The sequence below is a fragment of the Streptomyces sp. NPDC006458 genome (genome assembly GCF_040612135.1).
Lineage (GTDB): Bacteria > Actinomycetota > Actinomycetes > Streptomycetales > Streptomycetaceae > Streptomyces.
The window spans coordinates 13,810-30,652 of record NZ_JBEXPR010000052.1 but is presented as its reverse complement, the minus strand read 5'-3'; the positions used below and the strand labels follow the sequence as shown (position 1 = coordinate 30,652).

12 protein-coding genes are annotated in these 16,843 nt (G+C 71.5%); 3 read left to right on the top strand and 9 right to left on the bottom strand.

The window, feature by feature from the left end; translation table 11 throughout:
• Positions 1–98 precede the first annotated feature (98 nt).
• From ABZZ79_RS37845 to ABZZ79_RS37805, 9 genes are all read right to left on the bottom strand, one after another.
• Positions 99–1,178: a pseudouridine synthase gene (locus tag ABZZ79_RS37845; protein WP_356696906.1), complete on the bottom strand. Its 1,080-nt coding sequence runs from the start codon at positions 1,176–1,178 to the stop codon at positions 99–101.
• Complete coding sequence (gene scpB / locus ABZZ79_RS37840; RefSeq protein ID WP_356696904.1) at positions 1,178–1,849, bottom strand: SMC-Scp complex subunit ScpB; 672 nt, start codon at positions 1,847–1,849, stop codon at positions 1,178–1,180. Before scpB ends, ABZZ79_RS37845 begins: the two co-directional genes overlap by 1 nt.
• On the bottom strand, positions 1,846–3,036 hold the full coding sequence (locus tag ABZZ79_RS37835) for a segregation/condensation protein A (protein WP_356696902.1): 1,191 nt from the start codon (positions 3,034–3,036) through the stop codon (positions 1,846–1,848). Before ABZZ79_RS37835 ends, scpB begins: the two co-directional genes overlap by 4 nt.
• Before the next feature lie 18 nt (positions 3,037–3,054).
• Positions 3,055–3,606: a hypothetical protein gene (locus tag ABZZ79_RS37830; protein WP_356696900.1), complete on the bottom strand. Its 552-nt coding sequence runs from the start codon at positions 3,604–3,606 to the stop codon at positions 3,055–3,057.
• Entirely contained in the window at positions 3,591–4,727 is a 1,137-nt protein-coding gene (locus tag ABZZ79_RS37825) for a ParA family protein (RefSeq protein WP_356696898.1), read from the bottom strand. The genes ABZZ79_RS37830 and ABZZ79_RS37825 overlap by 16 nt, the downstream gene beginning before the upstream one ends.
• Positions 4,728–5,140: 413 nt before the next feature.
• A complete protein-coding gene (ald, locus tag ABZZ79_RS37820) occupies positions 5,141–6,265 on the bottom strand; it encodes an alanine dehydrogenase (RefSeq protein ID WP_356696896.1) in 1,125 nt (374 codons plus the stop codon).
• Positions 6,266–6,394: 129 nt separating this feature from the next.
• Positions 6,395–8,461, bottom strand: coding sequence for a tetratricopeptide repeat protein (locus tag ABZZ79_RS37815; RefSeq protein WP_356696894.1), 2,067 nt, complete (start codon positions 8,459–8,461; stop codon positions 6,395–6,397).
• Positions 8,462–8,736: 275 nt separating this feature from the next.
• Positions 8,737–9,363, bottom strand: a complete 627-nt coding sequence (locus ABZZ79_RS37810) for an NUDIX hydrolase (RefSeq protein WP_356696892.1) — start codon at positions 9,361–9,363, stop codon at positions 8,737–8,739.
• Positions 9,364–9,445: 82 nt separating this feature from the next.
• Entirely contained in the window at positions 9,446–11,113 is a 1,668-nt protein-coding gene (locus ABZZ79_RS37805) for a CTP synthase (protein ID WP_356696890.1), read from the bottom strand.
• A gap of 528 nt (positions 11,114–11,641) precedes the next feature.
• Here ABZZ79_RS37805 and ABZZ79_RS37800 point away from each other — a divergent pair.
• The 3 genes from ABZZ79_RS37800 to ABZZ79_RS37790 all read left to right on the top strand — a co-directional run bounded on the left by ABZZ79_RS37800 (position 11,642) and on the right by ABZZ79_RS37790 (position 16,771).
• Positions 11,642–13,447, top strand: coding sequence for a glycoside hydrolase family 15 protein (locus tag ABZZ79_RS37800; protein WP_356696910.1), 1,806 nt, complete (start codon positions 11,642–11,644; stop codon positions 13,445–13,447).
• A gap of 154 nt (positions 13,448–13,601) precedes the next feature.
• Positions 13,602–14,984: an FAD-binding oxidoreductase gene (locus ABZZ79_RS37795; RefSeq protein WP_356696888.1), complete on the top strand. Its 1,383-nt coding sequence runs from the start codon at positions 13,602–13,604 to the stop codon at positions 14,982–14,984.
• A gap of 104 nt (positions 14,985–15,088) precedes the next feature.
• Positions 15,089–16,771: a PucR family transcriptional regulator gene (locus ABZZ79_RS37790; protein ID WP_356696886.1), complete on the top strand. Its 1,683-nt coding sequence runs from the start codon at positions 15,089–15,091 to the stop codon at positions 16,769–16,771.
• Positions 16,772–16,843: the final 72 nt, after the last annotated feature.

Sequence of the window (16,843 nt, the reverse complement as noted above, 5' to 3'; positions counted from 1 at the left end):
AGGATGTCTTGGAGGACAACCCTCTTCTACAGCAGCTCCGCTGCCTCGTTCACGGGCCTTGACGAACAGCCCCCGCCCTTAACTGAACGGCGTTGCCCCTAGAGGTCGACTTCCTTCATGAGCATCCCGACCTCGGTGTTCGACAGCCGGCGCAGCCAGCCCGACTTCTGGTCGCCCAGGGTGATCGGGCCGAAGGAGGTGCGCACCAGCTTCTCGACCGGGAACCCGGCCTCGGCGAGCATGCGGCGCACGATGTGCTTGCGGCCCTCGTGCAGGGTCACCTCGACGAGGTAGTTCTTGCCGGTCTGCTCGACGACCCGGAAGTGGTCCGCGCGGGCGTAGCCGTCCTCCAGCTGGATGCCGTCCTTGAGCCTCTTGCCCAGGTCGCGCGGGATCGGGCCGACGATCGCCGCGAGGTAGGTCTTCTTCACGCCGTACTTCGGGTGGGTCAGCCGGTGGGCCAGCTCGCCGTGGTTGGTGAGCAGGATGACACCCTCGGTCTCGGTGTCGAGCCGGCCGACGTGGAAGAGCCGCGTCTCACGGTTGGTGACGTAGTCCCCGAGGCACTGGCGCCCCTCGGGGTCCTCCATGGTGGACACGACACCGGCGGGCTTGTTCAGCGAGAAGAACTGGTACGACTGGGTCGCGACGGTCAGGCCGTCGACCTTGACCTCGTCCTGCTCCGGGTCGACCCGGCGGCCCTGCTCCAGCACGATCTCGCCGTTGACCTCGACACGGGCCTGCTCGATCAGCTCCTCGCAGGCGCGCCGGGAGCCGTAGCCCGCGCGGGCGAGCACCTTCTGCAGCCGCTCGCCCTCCTGCTCGGCGCCCGGGAAGGTCTTGGGGAGCTTGACGTCCTCCTTGCCCGCGTACCGCTCGCGGTTGCGCTCCTCGGCCCGCGTCTCGTACTCGCGCGAGCGTCCGGGGGCCGTACGGCCGCGCCCCGTGCCCTGCTGGGACTGCTTGGGGCCGCCCTTGGCACCACCGCGCGCGGCGCCGCCGCGACCGGACTTGGGGCCGTCCTGGGTCGCTCCGGGGCCGACGTCGTAGCGGCGCTCCTCGGGGCGGGGCTTGCGGGGACGGCCGCCCTGCCCCTGGCGCTCGTCCCTGTTGTTTCCGGCGCCGCGGTCGTTACCGCGCCCGCCGTTCCTGCCGCTGCCGCTACCGCTGCTTCGCATCAAAGTTCCGTCGTCGTCGTCGTGTGTTCGCCGTCTGCGCCCGGTCCGCCGTCGGGGGCGTCCGGATCGAACGACGGCACCCCTTCCTGGGTCTCGGCCTCGATCGCGTCCGCCTCCGGGAGGAAGGGCGCGAGCTCCGGGAGTTCGTCCAGACCGCGCAGGCCCATCCGCTCCAGGAAGTAGTTCGTCGTCACGTACAGGATCGCACCTGTTTCGGGTTCCGTGCCCGCCTCCGCCACCAGACCGCGCTGGAGGAGGGTGCGCATCACGCCGTCGCAGTTGACTCCGCGCACGGCCGAGACCCGGCTGCGGCTGACCGGCTGCCGGTACGCGACGACGGCCAGGGTCTCCAGCGCCGCCTGGGTTAGCCGGGCCGTCTGTCCTTCCAGAACCAGCTTCTCCACGGCTTCGGCGTACTCGGGCCGGGTGTAGAAACGCCAGCCGCCCGCGACGAACCGCAGTTCGAAGCCTCGGCCCTGGGCCGCGTAGTCGTCGGCCAGCTCGCGCAGCGCCTTCGCGATCTGCCGCCTGGGCCGTTCAAGGATCTTCGCCAGGTGCTCCTCGGTCGCGGGCTCGTCCACGACCATGAGCACGGCCTCCAGGGCGGGCCTGAGGTCGAGCTCGGCCACGGAACGCGGCCCGCCCGACGCCTCGGTGCCGGACTCGCTCATGGCTTCTTCTCCTCCTTGGGCTCCTCGGGCGGCCGGTCGAACTCGTCCGTCACCCGCGGCGCATCGTCCCCGTCCCCGCCGGTCCACCGCACCAGCAGGTCCCCGAGCGCCTCCTCCTGCTCCAGCGCGACGGCCTTCTCCCGGTACAGCTCCAGCAGCGCCAGGAACCTCGCCACGACGGTGAGGGTGCCGTCGGCGTCCGACACGAGCACCCGGAAGCTTGCCTCCCCGAGCTCCCGGAGCCGCGAGACGACGATCCCGGCCTGCTCCTGCACGCTGACGAGCGGAGCGTGGATGTGATCGACGTACACCTGCGGCCTGGGCCTGGGCTGCATCGCCTTCACGGCGAGCCTGGCGAACCCCTCGGGGCCGATGCTGATGACGACCTCGGGCAGCAGCTCGGCCAGATGCGGCTCCAGCCCGACGGTACGCGGGTAGCGGCGGGCCTCGTCCTCCAGCCGTCGGTTGAAGATCTCCGCGATCTGCTTGTACGCGCGGTACTGGAGCAGTCGCGCGAACAGCAGGTCCCGGGCCTCCAGCAGCGCCAGATCGGCCTCGTCCTCGACCTCGGCGGCCGGGAGCAGCCGGGCGGCCTTCAGATCGAGCAGGGTCGCTGCCACGACGAGGAACTCGGTCGTCTGGTCGAGGTCCCAGTCCGGCCCCATGGCCCGGATGTGCGCCATGAACTCGTCGGTGACCTTGGACAGCGCCACCTCGGTGACATCCAGCTTGTGCTTGGAGATCAGCTGGAGCAACAGGTCGAAGGGGCCTTCGAAGTTGGCGAGCCGGACCTTGAAGACACCGTCGCCGGTCTCCCCGGCCCCGGACTCGGGCTCCGCCATCGCCGGGCCGGCCCCGGCAGACTCGCTCTCAGGACTCCCGGTCTCCTCCGGAGACTCGGCGTCGGACGATTCGGCGTCGGGCGGTTCGGCGTCGGACGGTTCGGCCTCCGGGTGCCCGGCTTCAGGACTCTCGGGTTCCGAGGACACGGCCTCGGACGGCTCGGCCTCCGGCAGCAGCGCCTCGGGGCTCTCGACTCCGGACCGCTCGGCCTCGCGGCTCTCGGCCTCGGGACTCTCGGCCTCCACCGGCCCCGCGGCCCCGGCCGCCCCCGGTCCGCGCCCCAGCGCACGCCGACGTCCACCGGCACCACCGGCCGCGGCAGCGGGAACGTCATTCGAGGTCATGGCCTTGGCAGGCTACCTCTAGCGTCCCCGAAGCCGCCGAACCAGAATGCTCGCTTCCCCGCGCGTCTCCAGATCCGCGAGCACCACGGCGACCGCCTCGCGGACGATCCGCCCACGGTCCACGGCCAGTCCGTGCTCACCCCGGAGCACCAGACGGGCGTGCTCCAGATCCATCAGCTCCTCGGCGGACACGTACACCGTGATCTTCTCGTCGTGCCGCTCCCGCCCGCTCGGGCGGCGCGAGGGGCTCCGCCCCCGCTTGCGCGGCTCCGCGGCAGAACCTTCCTGCGGTGCGGCCTGCCGCCGGGCGGAGCCCCGGCTGCGGGACTCCCCGGCCTCGGCCCCCTCCGCCTCGGCGGCGACGTGCTCCGCCCCGTCCCCGTCCCCGCCCTGCGCGGGCACCGCCTGCGGCGCGTCCTCCGCGGCCGCGGCGGCGTCGCCCTCACCGGCCGGCGCCGGCACCCGGGCCTCGCCGCCCGCCTGGCGCCGTGGGGTGGACGGCTGCAGCGCCGTACCCCCTGTCGTACGGAAGAGTTCGTCGGCCCCCGGCAGACTCACTCGGCGTGACACCGGGCGAGCACCTCCCTGGCGAGCTGGCGGTAGGCGGCGGCACCGACGGAGTTGGAGGCGTACGTGGTGATCGGCTCACCGGCGACCGTGGTCTCCGGGAAGCGGACCGTGCGCCCGATGACCGTGTGGTAGACGTGGTCGTCGAACGCCTCGACGACCCGCGCGAGCACCTCACGGCTGTGCACGGTGCGCGAGTCGTACATCGTGGCGAGGATGCCGTCGAGCTCCAGCTCCGGGTTGAGCCGCTCCTGAACCTTCTCGATGGTCTCGGTCAGCAGCGCGACACCGCGGAGGGCGAAGAACTCGCACTCCAGGGGGACGATCACCTTGTGGGCGGCCGTCAGCGCGTTGACGGTGAGCAGGCCGAGCGAGGGCTGACAGTCGATCACGATGTAGTCGTAGTCGTCCATCAGCGGCTTCAGCGCGCGCTGGAGCGTGGACTCGCGGGCCACCTCGGAGACCAGCTGGACCTCGGCGGCCGACAGGTCGATGTTGCTCGGCAGCAGGTCCATGTTGGGAACCGCGGTCTTCAGGAGCACCTCGTCCGCCGACATGCCCCGCTCCATGAGCAGGTTGTAGACGGTGAGGTCCAGCTCCATGGGGTTGACACCGAGACCCACCGACAGCGCGCCCTGCGGGTCGAAGTCCACGAGCAGTACGCGGCGGCCGTACTCCGCGAGCGCGGCACCCAGGTTGATGGTCGACGTGGTCTTGCCGACGCCGCCCTTCTGGTTGCACATCGCGATGATCGTCGCGGGACCGTGGTTGGTCAGCGGTCCCGGGATCGGGAAGTACGGCAGCGGGCGTCCGGTGGGGCCGATGCGCTCACGGCGCTGACGGGCAGCGTCGGGCGCGAGTGTGGCCGCGTACTCCGGGTCCGGCTCGTATTCGGCGTCGGGGTCGTAGAAATGCCCCTCGGGCAGTTCGTCGTAGTCGGCGAAGTGGTTGTGGGGCGCGCCACTTCCGTCGCCGGCCATGGCGTTCACGTGATGGCCATCCATGCTCTGGTGTGCTGACAGAGCCGTGTGGGGGCTGCTCTGGCTCTGGTGGGCTGCGAAGGTTCGGACAGCGACGGAGCCGACAGCCTCGATCCCCGTGGAGCCCTGGCCCCGCGTGGGCATTCCTGGTTGACCACCCCCGGGAGAAAATGTCGACTCATTCACAAGTCGTCTTACCTCCTTGGTGACCAGGAAACTTCTAGACAAGGTCAGCGTGGCACCATGCCGACGGTTGGCGACTCTATGGCGTGTCGGCGGTCCGCAGCAACACAATCCGCCGGACCCGGCAGGATGTGTCGGCAATGAAACATCCCTCTGTCAAGGGCGTACGGCCGTCGCACGGCAGGTTTCACCGGTGTACGAATCGGTTCAAGGGTTACGTTCGAGGCGAGTTGACCTAGAGCCGCAAAGTGACCATACACACATCCGGCCGGACCTTGTCGGGCAAGGTCCGGCCTGGTGTGTGGTGTTGACGACGTGTGTTGACGAATCGCCTTTTACCGAACGGTGACTCGGCCACTCGGGCTCTCGGGCCGTCAGCCGAGCAGGGCCTCCAGCTCGATGTGCTCCAGGCCGTGCGCCTCGGCGACCTCGCGGTAAACGACCTCGCCGTCATGGGTGTTCAGACCCTTGGCGAGCGCGGGGTCGCGGCGCAGCGCCTCCACCCAGCCGTTGTCGGCGAGCGAGACGATGTACGGCAGCGTGGCGTTGGTGAGCGCGTAGGTGGAGGTGTTGGGCACCGCACCCGGCATGTTGGCGACGCAGTAGAAGACCGAGTTGTGGACCTTGAAGGTCGGCTCGGCGTGCGTGGTGGGACGGGAGTCCTCGAAGCAGCCGCCCTGGTCGATCGCGATGTCGACAAGAACACTTCCCGGCTTCATGCGCGCGACCAGCTCGTTGGTGACGAGCTTCGGCGCCTTGGCGCCCGGGATGAGGACGGCGCCGATGACGAGGTCGGCGTCGAGGACGGCCTTCTCCAGCTCGAAGGCGTTGGACATGACGGCCTTGATCCGGGTGCCGAAGATCTTGTCGGCCTCGCGCAGCTTGTTGATGTCGCGGTCGAGCAGGGTCACGTCGAAGCCCATGCCGATGGCGATCTGCGCGGCGTTCCAGCCGGAGACACCGCCGCCGATGACGACGGCCTTGGCGGGGGTGACGCCCGGGACACCGCCGGGCAGGACGCCACGGCCGCCGACGGGACGCATCAGGTGGTAGGCGCCGACCTGCGGGGCCAGCCGGCCCGCGACCTCGGACATCGGGGCGAGCAGCGGCAGCGCGCGGGTGGCCAGCTCGACGGTCTCGTAGGCGATGGCCGTGGTGCCGGACTCCAGCAGGGCGTCCGTGCACTCCCTGGAGGCGGCCAGGTGCAGGTAGGTGAAGAGCGTCTGGTCCTTGCGGAGGCGGTGGTACTCCTCGGCGATGGGCTCCTTGACCTTCAGCAGCAGGTCGGCGGCGGCCCAGACCTCGTCGGCCGTGTCCAGGATCTCCGCGCCGGCCGCCAGGTACTCGTCGTTCGTGATCGAGGAGCCGACACCGGCGTCGCGCTCGACGACGACCTGGTGGCCGTGGCGCACCAGCTCGTGCACACCGGCGGGGGTGATGGCCACCCGGAACTCGTTGTTCTTGACCTCGCGGGGGATGCCGACCTTCACGTCGATCACGGTCCTTGGCTCAGAGGGTGGATTGCACGACATACCCGTATACGCAGGGCATACCGGGAGACACCGCAGGAGAACGTGCGGCAGAGCCAGTTTAATGAAGGCGTTCCAGCTGTCTAGCCTTTCATTGCATCAATCTTCAGCAGATGTACTACGGATTTCGCAGGCGTTAGGGCCTCGTTCCGGGGTTTCCTCGCCGGTAACGCCCTCCTGGAGCTCCTCCCCCAGCATGCGCTCGGCCGTCCCGCGGTGCAGCCGCGCGGCCGCCGGGTCCCCCAGGTGCTCCAGGATGTCGGCCATCCGCAGGTGCAGGGCCGCCTGCAGCCGCTCGTCCTCCGCCTGCCGCGCCCACTCCACCGCCTCCTGGCAGGTGCGCAGACATTCCTCGGGCCGCCCGGCGTACTCCTGCACCCGTGCCAGCTCGCTCAACGCCCTTGCGTGGGCGGCGACATCGCCCTCCTTGCGATGGCCCGCGACCGCGGCCCGCCAGCCCCGCAGCGCCTCGCCGTAGCGGCCCGCGTAGGTGTGCGCGGCGGCGATACGGCCGTACAGCCGCGCGGCGTCGGCGCGCTCGTCCCGGGCCAGCCGCTGGGCCAGCGCCCGGCCGAACCAGTCGGCCGCCCGGTCGTAGTCCCCGAGCTCCAGATGCGCACCACCTACGGATTCCATCGCCCGACCGGTCGCGTACGGGTCGTTCGCCTGGCGTCCGGCGTCCAGAGCCGACCGAAAGCGCACCAGCGCCTCGGCCGTGCGCCCCGTACGGGCGTCGAGATCGCCCAGGTTCAACAGCGCCGCGGCCTTCTCCCGGGCCAGTCCGCGGCGCTCGGCCACGTCCAGCACCAGTCCGTGCAGGCCGTACAGGTCGGCCGCCGCGGCCTGGGTGCCGATGTGCGCGACCATGGTCCGCACCAGCTGGGACATCAGCCGCCGGGCCAGGGTGTCCAGCTCGCCGTCGGCGACCGCGAGCCGGGCGGAGGCCAGCAGCGCGGGCCGCCGGACCCGCAGCCACTCGGCGGCCGCCCTCGGGCTGGGGAAGCGCAGCGAGCGGGGCATGCCGAGCAGCTTCTCGCGGGCCTGCGGGCTGTCCGTCTCGGTGATCGCCCGGCAGGACTGCAGCAGCCGTACGGTCCGCTCCAGCATGCGGGCCCGTGCCAGCTGGAGTTCCGCCGGGCGGTCCTGTGACTCGGAGAGGGCCTCCAGCAGCGGCTGGAGGCACCCGGGGACCTCGTACTGCGGCAGCGGCGCGTCCAGGGCGTGCAGCAGGCCGAGCGCCACGAGGTCGTCCAGGGTGGTGCGGGCGCCGCTGACCGAGCAACCGGCGAGCGCGGAGGCCGTGTGCGGGTCGACCAGGCCGGCCGGGGCGAGCGAGAGCAGTCGCAGTATCCGGGCGGCGGGGGCGGGCAGCGAACCGTAGGCGAGCCGGAACACCCGGGCGAGCGGGGTGCCGGACTCGTCGCCCTCGGCGTGCAGATGCTTGGCGAGGTCGGCGACCGCGGCCTTGGGCCGGGCCGCGAGCCAGCCGCCTGCCATCATCAGCGCGGCCGGCTGCGCCTGGCACTCCTCCACCAGGCCCTCGGCGGCCCGTGGGTCCACGGTGATCCGGACCGACCCGGTGTGCCGGGACAGCAGCTCCAGGGCCGACTTGGTGTCCAGCCCGCCGAGCGTGCACGGCCGTACGTCGGAGATGCCGGTCAGCGGCCCGCCGGAGACGGCCAGGACCAGGCTCTGCGGGGAGTCCGGCAGCAGCGCGTCGACCTGCGCGGCATCGACGGCGTCGTCCAGCAGGAGCAGCGTCCGGCGCCCGGCCAGGGCCTCGCGCAGCGCCTGCGCGAGCTCGTCCTCGGCCGCGCCCGGCGGCGACGGCAGCTCCAGCGCGGTGAGCAGCTCCCGGGCCACGCGCTCGACGGGTACGGGGGTGCCATCGGGCTCGCTCAGGCGGGCGCGCAGCACCCCGTCCGGGTAACGGTGGGCGAGCTGGCGGGCCAGCTCCTCGGCCAGCGCGCTGCGCCCCGACCCGGGCCGTCCGGCGATGAGCAGCACCCGCGCGCGGGGCGCCTTGCGCCCGGAGAGCGTGTCCAGCCCGGCTCGCTCGATGTCGGCGCAGAGGCCCTTCAGCTCCCGGATACGCCCGAGAAACCCGTCCTCACCGGCCTGGACCGACAGCCGCGCACCACCGGTGTCCACCGCCTGATCCGTCACGGGCCACACTCCCGTCCCACCGCACGCGCAAGCCCGCCGGGACTCCGGTTCGGGCGTTTCCAGAGCCTAGTTCACGCTCTGCTACGGACCGGGACGAGCAGGCCGAGGCGGAGACAGGACTCCCCGATCGGATCAACGGATGGTAGGACTCGATGTTGTCAACGGCCCACAGGGCGCGGGGCTGTTTCCCGTGTGGGCTCCACCGCGCGGGCGCGCGAGCCACGGCGGCGCGGCATACGCAGGACGGCATCGAGCGGCGGCACGGCCGGCGGAACTCAGACCTCGAACGGCCGCGCAGCCCAGGGCGCCAGAGCCGGACGCAACGCGTCCAGGCCTTCCCCCTGCCGCGCGGCCACGAGCGAAAGCACCCCCACCACCAGACAGTTGTTGTGCAGCTCCCCGGCAAGGACGCCCCGCACCAGCTCGTCCAACGGCACCCGAGCCAACTCCAGGTCGATCTCCTCGTGCTCCGCCGCAAACCGCTCCCCGTCGGCCTCCGACAGATCCCGCGCCAGGAAGATCCGAATCGCCTCGTCACAGCCGCCGGGCGTCGTGTACACATCGGTCAGCACCCGCCAGGTCTCCGCCTTGACGTGCGCCTCCTCGTACAGCTCCCGCTGGGCGGCGTGCAGCGGGTTCTCCCCGGGCACGTCGAGCAGCCCGGCCGGGATCTCCCACAGCTTGTGCCGCACGGGATGCCGGTACTGGCGGAGCACCAGCACCCGGTCCCGCTCGTCCAGCGCGAGAACGGCCACCGAACCGGGGTGCACCTGGTAGTCACGGCGCACCACGGTGCCGTCGGGCATGACCACGTCGTCCGTGCGCACGGAGGTCTTGTTCCCCACGAAGGGGGTCTCCGAGGCCCGGATCTCCCACTCCTCGGGGGTGTCCCTGAACGTCATGCCCTGTCCCTCCACCTGCAGAAAAGAAGCCGGGGTGCGCACCTTTGAAGGAACGCGCCCCGGCCACCGTACAACTGGTGTGTCACTCGGACGTCTGCGCGCCCTGACCCTGCTGGCGCTCGACGGCCGCCTTCACCAGCCCGGCGAACAGCGGGTGGGGGCGGGTCGGCCGCGAGCGCAGCTCGGGGTGCGCCTGCGTGGCGACCAGGTAGGGGTGGACGTCGCGCGGGTACTCGACGTACTCGACGAGCTTGCCGTCCGGGGAGGTGCCCGAGAAGAGGATGCCGGCCTTCTTCTCCAGCTCCGCGCGGTAGGCGTTGTTCACCTCGTAGCGGTGCCGGTGCCGCTCCTCGACGTACTCCTTGCCGTCGTAGACCTCGCGCACGATCGAGCCCTCGGCCAGCTTCGCCGGGTACATGCCCAGCCGCATGGTGCCGCCCATGTCGCCCTCACCGGCGACGATGTCCATCTGCTCGGCCATGGTGGAGATGACCGGGTGGGAGGTGGCCGGGTCGAACTCGGTGGAGTTGGCGTCCGGGATGTCGGCCAGGTGGCGGGCGGCCTCGACCACGATGCACTGCAGGCCGAGGCACAGGCCCAGCAGCGGGATCTTGTTCTCGCGGGCGTACCTGATCGCGCCGACCTTGCCCAGCACACCGCGGTCCCCGAAGCCACCGGGGATGCAGATGCCGTCGACGTCGGCAAGCTGCGCCTTGGCGCCGGCCGGGGTCTTGCAGTCGTCCGAGGTGACCCACTTGATCTTGACGCGGGTCTTGTTGGCGAAGCCGCCGGCGCGCAGCGCCTCGGTCACCGACAGATAGGCGTCGGGCAGGTCGATGTACTTGCCGACCAGCGCGAGGGTGACCTCGTGGTCGGGGTTGTGGACCCGGTCGAGCAGGTCGTCCCAGGTCGTCCAGTCCACGTCGCGGAACGGCAGGTCCAGCTTGCGGACGGCGTAGGCGTCCAGGCCCTCGCCGTGGACGGTCTTCGGGATGTCGTAGATCGAGCGGGCGTCGGGGCAGGCCACCACGGCAGCCTCGTCCACGTCGCACATCAGCGAGATCTTGCGCTTGATCGCGGTCGGCACCTCGCGGTCGCAGCGCAGCACGATGGCGTCCGGCTGGATACCGATGTTGCGCAGGGCGGCGACCGAGTGCTGGGTGGGCTTGGTCTTCAGCTCGCCGGAGGGGCCGATGTAGGGCAGCAGCGAGATGTGCACGACGAAGACGTTGTCCCGGCCGACCTCGTGGCGGACCTGGCGGACGGTCTCCAGGAACGGCAGCGACTCGATGTCGCCGACCGTACCGCCGACCTCGGTGATCACGACGTCGACCTCGTCCGTCGCCATGCGGCGGATGCGATGCTTGATCTCGTTGGTGATGTGCGGGATGACCTGCACGGTGTCACCCAGGTACTCGCCGCGCCGCTCCTTGGCGATCACCGTGGAGTACACCTGGCCTGTAGTGACATTGGCGGTGCCGTCCAGGTCACGGTCGAGGAAACGCTCGTAGTGTCCGATGTCGAGGTCGGTCTCGGCGCCGTCGTTGGTGACGAAGACCTCACCGTGCTGGAACGGGTTCATCGTGCCCGGGTCGACGTTCAGGTACGGGTCGAGCTTCTGCATGACGACCCGCAGGCCCCTGGCCTTGAGCAGCATGCCCAGGCTGGAGGCCGTCAGCCCCTTGCCGAGAGAGGAGGCGACACCCCCGGTGACGAAGATGTGCTTGGTCGTCGTGGATTTGGGCGTCATGGCCAAGAGGGGGCTCCCGTGGTCGCTGTCTGGCGGTGCGGTTCGACTGCCGGACCGGAGAATTCCGGGGGCGCCGTCGCTGCGGTTCGGGGGTGCGATCTCAGGGGAGGGACGCCCACCGGTCCACGGGCTACCAGCGTATCAGCGCCGCGAGGGGATGGCTCCCGGCCACGCTCCGCGCACGCGCGGACACCCTCCAGGTCAGCGGCACGACCCGGTCCGCGCGGCTCACCCGCAGCTCACTCGTTCGGCGCAGCCGCGTTGTCAGGAGGGGCACACAGAGCCACCGTGCGCGTCGTATCCTGCTCGGACACTCGCTGTCGAGCCGGCCGGCAACACGACACCACCCCCGTCCGTAGGCACCGGAAACAACGAGAGCTCGTCAGTTCGTTGAGCGAGGAAGGCCGGGACCTGTCCACAGTCCGGCATGGCATTGCCTCAGACTCGACGACGCGTTACAACGACCCCTTGACCGCACTAGCGACCGCCCCATCACGGGGTGACGTGGCCGTTCGACTGGAGATGCACGTGGCCGGGCGCATCGAAGACTACGCACTCATCGGAGACATGCAGACCGCGGCACTGGTCTGCCGGGACGGCACAGTCGACTGGCTGTGCCTGCCCCGCTTCGACTCGCACGCCATCTTCGCCGGCCTGCTGGGCACCGAGGAGCACGGCTTCTGGCGCATCGGACCGGCGCACACACCCGACACCGAGCCGCCCACCGCGGCCCGGCGCACCTATCGCGGCGACTCGCTCATCCTGGAGTCCGAGTGGGACACCCCGCGCGGCACCGTCCGGGTGACGGACTTCATGCCGCCGCGTGACGGCGCTCCCCAGCTGATCCGGATCGTGGAGGGCGTGTCCGGCCGGGTGCCGATGCGCTCGGCCCTGCGCATGCGCTTCAGCTACGGCCGGGTGGTGCCCTGGGTGCACCGGGGCGACGACGGGCGCACCTTCGCCGTCGCGGGCCCCGACTCGGTGTGGTTCGACACCGAGGCCGAGACCTACGGCCGGTCGCTGACCACGTACTCCGACTTCACCGTGGCCCCCGGCGACCGGATCGCGTTCACGATCTCCTGGCAGCCCTCGCACAAGGAGGCGCCGCCGCTGCCGGAGCCCGAGCAGTCGCTGACGGCGACCGAGGACTTCTGGCGCGAGTGGGTCGAGCAGTGCACGTACCACGGCCCCTACCGCGAGGCCGTCGTGCGCTCCCTGATCACGCTCAAGGCGCTGACGTACGCCCCCACCGGCGGAATCGTCGCCGCGCCCACCACGTCGCTGCCCGAGGACATCGGCGGCGTGCGCAACTGGGACTACCGCTACACCTGGCTGCGGGACGCGGCGATCACCCTGTCCTCGCTGCTGCGCACCGGCTACCGCGACGAGGCCCGCGCCTGGCGCGAGTGGCTGCTGCGCGCGGTGGCGGGCGACCCGGAGAACCTGCAGATCATGTACGGCATCGCCGGTGAGCGCGAGCTGGGCGAGGCCGAGCTGGACTGGCTGCCCGGCTACGAGAACTCCGCCCCGGTCCGGGTCGGCAACGGCGCGGCCCACCAGCTCCAGCTCGACGTCTACGGCGAGGTCACCGAGGCCCTGCACCTGGCCCATATGACCGGCCTGGCCCGCAACGACTACGCCTCGCTGCTCCAGCTCAAGCTGATCCGCTACCTGGAGGACCACTGGCAGGAGCCGGACGAGGGCATCTGGGAGGTGCGCGGACCGCGCCGCCACTTCGTGCACTCCAAGGTCATGGCCTGGGTCGCGGTCGACCGCACCATCAAGCTGATCGAGTCCGGTGACGCGGACGGTCCGCTGGAGCGCTGGCGCGAGCTGCGCGACGACATCCACCGGGACGTGTGCGAGAAGGGCTACGACAAGGAGCGCAACACCTTCACGCAGTCCTACGGCTCCAAGGAGCTGGACGCCTCGCTGCTGCTCATCCCGCAGATGGGCTTCCTGCCCCCGGACGACAAGCGCGTGATCGGCACCATCGAGGCGATCCAGCGCGAGCTGTCCACCTCCGACGGCTTCATCCTGCGCTACCCCACCGAGGGCGAGTCCGAGGGCGTCGACGGCCTGCCGGGCGACGAGGGGGCGTTCCTCGCCTGCTCGTTCTGGATGGCCGACGACCTGGCGATGATCGGCCGGGTCGACGAGGCCCGCCAGCTGTTCGAGAAGCTGCTCGCGCTCCGCAACGACCTGGGCCTGCTGGCCGAGGAGTGGGACCCGCGCCTGCAGCGCCAAGTGGGCAACTTCCCGCAGGCCTTCAGCCATGTCCCGCTCATCGACACGGCCCTGCGGCTGACGGCCTCGGGTGCGTACGGCGGCTGAGGCCGGTCGCGAGGGCCGGTGACACGTCTCGGCGACGGCGGGTCCGCCCGCCGCTGCCGCGCCGTCGCCGACGAGCCTGTCGCTGACGAGCCGCCCCGGCCGGGCGCGCCTAGGCTGGTATGGCACCACTCCCCCTTTCGGAAAGGGGGCGGCCATGGCTTCCCTCTCGAAGGCGGGCGCGGCCCTCACCGCGCTGCGCGAGGACCTGTCGGGCGACGTGTTCGCCCCCGGCGACCTGGGCTACGACGAGGCCCGGACCGTGTTCAACGCCATGATCGACCGGCGGCCCGCGGTGATCGCGCAGTGCGTGGACGAGGACGACGTGGTCCGGGCCGTGCGCTTCGGCCGGGAGCTGGACCTGAACATCGCCGTGCGCGGCGGCGGGCACAGCGTGGCGGGCTCGGCGCTCAACGACGGCGGGCTGGTGGTGGACCTGCGCCATATGCGCGCGGTCACCGTGCACCCCGGCGCCGAGGCGGTACGGGTCGCCGGCGGCGCCATGATGAGCGACCTGGACCGCGCCACCCAGCCGCACGGCCTGGTCACCACCGGCGGCCGGGTCTCGACCACCGGCGTCGGCGGCTTCGTGCTCGGCGGCGGCAGCGGCTGGCTGGACCGCTGGTGCGGACTCGCGGTCGACAACCTGCTCGGCGTCGAACTGGTCACCGCCGACGGTGAACGCGTCCACGCCAACGCCGACGAGAACCCGGAACTGTTCTGGGGCCTGCACGGCGGAGGCGGCAACTTCGGCGTCGCCACCGCCCTGACGCTGAAGCTGTACGAGCTGCCCGAGTTCTCCATCGCCTTCCTGCTGTACCTCCCGGAACACGGCCCCGAGGTCGTGCGCACCTACCGGGACCTGATCACCACCGGCCCGGACGAGGCGAGCGGCGCCGCGCTCTACATCACCGCCCCGCCCGAGGAGTTCGTACCGGAGCACCTGGTCGGCACGCTGCTCTGCGGCGCGATGCTGACGTACGCCGGGCCCGAGGCGGACATGCGCAAGATGGCCGAGCCGCTGCTGGCGCTGCCGCACGAGGCGGAGATCGTCGGGGCGATGCCGTACGCCGACGTCCAGTGCATGATCGACGACCCGCCCGGCTTCCGGAACTACTGGTCGGCGGAGTACCTCACCGGCCTGCCGGACCCCTACGTGGACCTCTACTGCGCCCGCGCGGCGACCATGCCCGTGCCGACGGGCACCATGCACGCCCTGTTCCCGCTGGGCGGCGCCATCTCGACCGGGCCGCCCGAGTACCCCGTGCCCTACCGGGACTCCCCCTGGGGCGTGCACCCCTTCGGTCTGTGGGAGGACCCGGCGGACGACGAGCGGTGCGTGAAGTGGGTGCGCGACGTACGCGCCGACGCCCGGCCCTGGAGCAGCGGCGCGGTCTACCTCAACTTCATCGGCGACGAGGGCGCCGACCGGGTCGTCGCCGGCCTGGGTCCCGAGAACACCCGGCGACTGGCCGCGCTGAAGCGGACGTACGACCCCGACAACGTGTTCCGCTTCAACCACAACATCCGGCCCGCCTGACGGGCGCTGACACCGGCCTTGCGCGGCCGGGGTGATCGGCCGGCCGCGTCCGAGTGATCAGGCCGGGATGTCACCGGAACATGCGCACAGGTAGCGTCCGCGATATGGAAAGCCGCAGGGACACCCGACCCGACAGCCACGGCGCGGGCATCACCGTGCAGCGCGCTCTGGAACTTCCCGGACTGCGCAGCGGGCTCCCCGAGGTCCTGGCGGGTGCCGAACGGCTGAACCGTACCGTGCGCTGGGTGCACGCGGGCGAGGTGCCCAACATCGCCTCCCTGCTCAAGGGCGGCGAACTGCTGCTGACCACCGGCTACGGCCTCGGTACCCGGCCAGCCGAACAGCGCGCGTTCGTGCGGACCCTGGCCGAGCGGGGCATCGCGGCCCTGGTCGTCGAACTGGGCCCACGCTTCACCCGGCTGCCCGCCACCCTCATCGAGACCGCCCGCACGGCCGGACTGCCCCTGGTCCAACTGCACCGCGAGGTGCCCTTCGTGACCGTCACGGAGGAGATCCACACCGAGATCGTCAACGGCCACTACGCGCTGCTGCAACGCGCCGAGGAGGTGCACCGCCGCTGCACCGAGGCCCTGCTCGGCGGCGGCGGGGTGCCCCAAGTCCTCAGCATCCTGGCCGACTTCGGCGACAACCCGGTGTTCCTGGAGGCCGCCGACGGCCGACTGCTGTACGCCGCCGGCGCCGGACCCGAGGGCGCCGACCCCCTCCAGGTGTGGGAGGGGCTGCGCGGGCAGCACAAGGACGCCCCGCCGCCCGCCGGGTCGGTCCTGGTGGACGTGCCCGGCGGCGGCCAGGGCTCCGGCGCGGTGCGGGCCCGGCTGGTGCTGCTGCCGGTGCGCGCCCCGCTGGCGCCGGTGCACCGGATGGCCGCCGAGCGGGCCGCCGGCATCCTCGCCGTGGTGCTGATGCAGGCCCGCCAGGAGGAGGAACTGGCCGCACGCGGACGCGGCGACTTCCTCACCGACCTCGCCGAGGGCCGGATCACCGCCGAGGACGCCCCCGCACAGGCCCGCGTGCTCGGCTTCAAGCCCGGCACCGGCCCGCTGCTGCCGGTCGTCATGCGGCTCGGCGACACCCTCTCCCCCGGTGGGACCGCCCGTCCGAGCGGAACCGAGAGCGGGGGAGGCTGGGCGGTGCTGGCCCGCGCGGTCGCCGAGGAACTGGCCTCCCTGGGCGTGCCCGTGCTGCTCGGCGTACGGCCGATGGAGGGGCGGGTTCCGGTGCTGCTGGGCCTGCGCACGGAGTCGGAGCGGGCCGCGGTCGCCGACCGGGTCGCGACGGCACTGCGGGCGGGTGTGGAACGGGCCGGCATGCAACGCGCCGGTGCCCGGCCCCCGGTGGTGGTCGTCGGCGTCGCGGGCGGCTGGACCGCGGCCTCGGCCGGGCTGCGCCACGCCGCGGAGACGGCCGCCGCCGCCCAGGGCCTGGCGGACCGGCCCTGGTACGACGCCCGCCGTCTGGACATCGACCTGCTGCTGTGGCGGCTGCGGGACCACCCCGATCTGGCGGCCTTCGTGGAGCGTGCGATCGGCCCGATCCGCGACCACGACCGCCGCTCCAAGCCGCCCCTGCTGCCCACCCTGGAGACATACCTGGCCCATGCCGGACGCAAGGCGGAGACCGCCCGCGAGCTGCATCTGAACCGGCAGACCCTCTACAACCGCCTCGCACGCATCGGGGAGTTGCTCGGCACGGATCTGGACGACCCGCAGACCGTGCTGGCGTTGAGCCTGGCCCTGCGGGCCCGCAGACACGTCGGCCAGGCCTGACCCGAAGGGCTTCTGGCCTGACCCGAAGGGTTTCAGGTCCGACCCGAAGGGTTTCAGGTCTGACCCGAAGGG

Bases quoted from the DNA above. Each gene is read 5' to 3' on its own strand.
- ABZZ79_RS37790 (WP_356696886.1), top strand. From the start codon at position 15,089: ATGGAAAGCCGCAGGGACACCCGACCCGACAGCCACGGCGCGGGCATC.
- ABZZ79_RS37835 (WP_356696902.1), bottom strand. From the start codon at position 3,036: ATGACCTCGAATGACGTTCCCGCTGCCGCGGCCGGTGGTGCCGGTGGA.
- ABZZ79_RS37810 (WP_356696892.1), bottom strand. From the start codon at position 9,363: ATGACGTTCAGGGACACCCCCGAGGAGTGGGAGATCCGGGCCTCGGAG.
- ABZZ79_RS37805 (WP_356696890.1), bottom strand. From the start codon at position 11,113: ATGACGCCCAAATCCACGACGACCAAGCACATCTTCGTCACCGGGGGT.
- scpB (WP_356696904.1), bottom strand. From the start codon at position 1,849: ATGAGCGAGTCCGGCACCGAGGCGTCGGGCGGGCCGCGTTCCGTGGCC.
- ABZZ79_RS37825 (WP_356696898.1), bottom strand. From the start codon at position 4,727: ATGCCCACGCGGGGCCAGGGCTCCACGGGGATCGAGGCTGTCGGCTCC.
- ABZZ79_RS37795 (WP_356696888.1), top strand. From the start codon at position 13,602: ATGGCTTCCCTCTCGAAGGCGGGCGCGGCCCTCACCGCGCTGCGCGAG.
- ABZZ79_RS37845 (WP_356696906.1), bottom strand. From the start codon at position 1,178: ATGCGAAGCAGCGGTAGCGGCAGCGGCAGGAACGGCGGGCGCGGTAAC.